The sequence below is a fragment of the Accumulibacter sp. genome (assembly GCF_023806625.1).
Classification (GTDB): domain Bacteria; phylum Pseudomonadota; class Gammaproteobacteria; order Burkholderiales; family Rhodocyclaceae; genus Accumulibacter.
Window position 1 is genome coordinate 1 of sequence record NZ_JAMTDX010000055.1, and the last position, 3,484, is coordinate 3,484.

General features: G+C 67.0%; 1 protein-coding gene. It reads left to right on the forward strand.

The window, feature by feature from the left end; all coding sequences use genetic code 11:
- The coding region (locus NFW05_RS09660) for an Ig-like domain-containing protein (RefSeq protein ID WP_295305645.1) at positions 1–3,484 on the forward strand (3,484 nt) is incomplete at both ends.

A 3,484-nucleotide genomic window follows, 5' to 3' on the forward strand; every position in this document is an offset into this window, starting at 1 on the left:
TCCGGGCGCCGACCTCACCGGCGACGGCCTGATCAACCCCGCCGACCGCCAGGTGCTTTACGCCAACACCGGCTTCGCCGCCAACACCGCGCCGCAGGCCAACGCCGACCGGCCCACGCTCAAGACCCACACCGACCTGAATCTCACCACCGCGCTCGCCGGCCTCGCCGAAGACCGCGAAGGTGACGCGCTCTTCTGGCGCGTCCTCGGTGTCACGCACGGGCAAGCGAAACTCGACGCCGACGGCCAGACGCTCACCTTCACCCCCGACGCCGGCACCACCGGGGAGGCTACGATCACCGTCCAGGCCGACGACGGCTTCGCCGCCGGTGTGCCGATCGCGTTGACGGTCAACATCAGCGGGGCGAAGCTCCGGCGCCTGCACCTCGCCGCATTGCCCGCGCTGATCAGTGGCCAAGCGACGGGGCTCGAAGCCACAGCCGATTTCGAAGACGAGAGCGACGTTGCCATCACCAACGGCGCCTACCTCAACGTCAGCGCCGCCGACCTCGCCCCACTCGGCTACGTCGGTAGCAACAGCGTGCAGATCGACGATGCGCACGACCGCATCCGCGCCACGGGCCCGGGTGCTGCGCTGATCGTCGTCGAGCGCCACGATCGCGACGGACGGCTCGTGCGAGCCGTACAGGCGCTCAACCCAAGCGTTCCGACCGTCGATCTGGGGAGCGACTACAGCGAAGAACAGCCGACTGTACAGGTGGACGTCTACCCGGGCACCCTCAGCCTTACTCCGGGTGGCACGCGTCAGCTCAAGGTTCACCGCATCGATCCGGACTCCGGCGACGCGCTCGATGTGCATGGCGCCAACCCGATCGAGCTCCCTTCCAACACCGACGAAGCGCCGGCCTCGCTTACCTCGGCGATCCCCGAAGCGCGCAGCGGGACGCGCTACTTCGTCTCGGACGAAAGCGTCGCCACGATCAGCGCCGATGGTCTGCTTACCGCGCTTGCGCCGGGGCGCGTCACGGTCTCAATCGTTCACCTGTCAACGCACGTCGACGACAGCGGAGTCGTCAGCCAGCAGGTGATCGGGCAGACCGACATTGCCCTCGTCGTTGCCTTGCCGCAGCAGGCCGACGACGATCCCGATACCGCCACGCCCTCACACATCATCGTTGATGCGGCCGCCGGTGGCGTGGTCCGCGCGGCGACCGGCGAAACGGTACTCATCGGTGCTGGTGCACTCGCCGACGACACCCGCATCGGCATTCGTCGCATCGCCCTGGACGAGATTGCAGCGCAAACTGGCACGGGCGCGCCGAACCCCGCGTTACTGCACACTCTTGGCGCCTTCCAACTCGATCTCGGCGAAGAACCGACGCGTGCGCCGGTGCAAGTGGTCATTCCGTTACAGGACACCGAGAATGTCGCCGTCGGCGACGAAGTCCTCTTTCTGCGCCAGGGCACAGCGCCCGACGTCGGCGGCGGAACGCGCCAAGTCTGGTGGATCGTCGACAACGGCTTCATCGGCACGGATAACGCCGGACAACTCGTCGCCCGCACCGCCAGCCCACCCTACAACGGCATCAGCGGCAGCGGCAACCTCCTGGTCGTCAAGATCGCCGTCGATCGGCAGACGGGTGGCGTCACGGTCAAGGGGCAGGGCATCGACTACGACCAGCTGATTGCTGGCGAAATCGCCATGGTCACGGGCGCTGCCATGCTCGCCAGCGGCAGCGTAGGTCTCGGAGTGGCGCTCGATCTGATCGGCCTTTATGCGGCGCGGAGCGCTGTTTACGCCGTCGACATCGGCTACGCCGGCGGCTATCGGCTGCGGGAAATCAAGCAGGAACAGGTCGGCAATCAACTCATCCTCAGCCCCGCCGGCCCCTCGGCACCGCTCGCGGGGACGACCAGCGACGCCAGCTCACCGAAGATCACCCGAATCGAAAGGCTCGCCTCCGGCAAACTCAAGGTCAGCCTCGAGCAGGTCGAACCCTTCGTCCGCGCGGACATGACGCCGCCGCCAACCGCCCTGCGCTTCTGGCTCTCGCCGGAGGCCCTGAGCATCGACGAGGAGACCGGTCGGGCCCGTTCGGCGACGAGCGGCGGGTGGACCAACGACCGCGTCGTTCAGTACGACCAAGGGGGAACGCTCGTCTGGAAGACCCTGCTCGACCGTGCCGCCGTCCCCGCGGGGGCCGGCAGTGTGACCGTCGAACTTGACGTTCCCGACGGCATCGCCCTCGGACTGCACCGCCTGACCGTGCAGCGCCTGGTCCAGATCCCCGACGGCGCCGGCGTCGGGCGGTGGACTGTCAATGGCAATCCCGCCGGCAGCACGGTCGACGTGCCCGGCAAGCTGGGCGCCGTGGCGCTCGCCCGGCAGGTCAATCTCTACCGCGACGGCGTCCTGATCAAGGAAATCGCTTATCCTTCCGACGCAACCATGAGCGGCGGAAAGACGGACGCCATCGCCTTCAGCAGCGACCAACGTCTGATGTTCGTCGCCGGCAGCGGTCAGATCCATATTTTCGATACCGCCACCTTGAAGTTTACCCGCTCGCTCGACCTCGGCCGGGCCAACCTCTGCAGCCTGGCCGTCGCCGGCCGCTGGCTCTATGTCGCGGAGAGTTCCGCCGCCCCGCAGGACCGCGCCCGACTGCTGCGCGTGGCCATCGACTCGGCACAGAGCGATTTTCTGCGGGTCCAGCAGATCGACCTGCCGGCCGATCTCTCTGGTGCCGGTACGCCCTATGGTTATCAGGATCTGGCAGTCACCTTCGGCGTCCATACCTATCTCGCGGTCACTGCCAGCCAGCAAAGCCTGGGCGTTTCCATGCGCCGCAGCCCGCCCGACGGCGGCAAGGTCTTCCTCATCGACCTCGACCAGTGCACGGTCGTCGGCGGTCGGCTGACGGCTGGAGCGGATGCGATTGCGCGCGTCGTCTTTCCGGCCGGACAGGGCAAAGGACCGCAGTTCATCGCCTCGGCCGGTGTCCGTGACGGCAGCCTGCGCTTCATCCTCAGCGATGCGCTCGACAACAACAGCGGTTTGGCGACGGTTCTCGTCGGTCTGACGCCGGAAGGTCGCTTCCTCGGCGAACCGCGCGTAAATACGATCCGCATGGGCGGCGATCTGCCGACCACCAGCCGGCTCGACGGCAAGTACCAGTTGAATGTCCAGCGCGCTCAGTCGCCGGTCGTCGTCTCGCGCAACGGTACCGAATACGCTTTGGTTGCCGACTACTTCTTCGACTTTCGCGATCCGCTTTTCGAAAACGAAACCCGTGACGGCGGGCATCAAATGGGCGGCAAGATCGGTATTGTCAAGGATCCCTTCGGGCGAGCGGAGTATCTGGGCGCGACGACGCCGATCGTCGGCGGCAACTTCAGTCGCCTGCAGGCATCGGCGGATCAGCAGACGCTCTGGGCGGACCTGCGCTACTGGCCGATGATCGACGAGACCCCGCCGCCCGCCGGCCTGCTCGTCTGGGACCTGGCGGCGCTACTCGATGCCGCC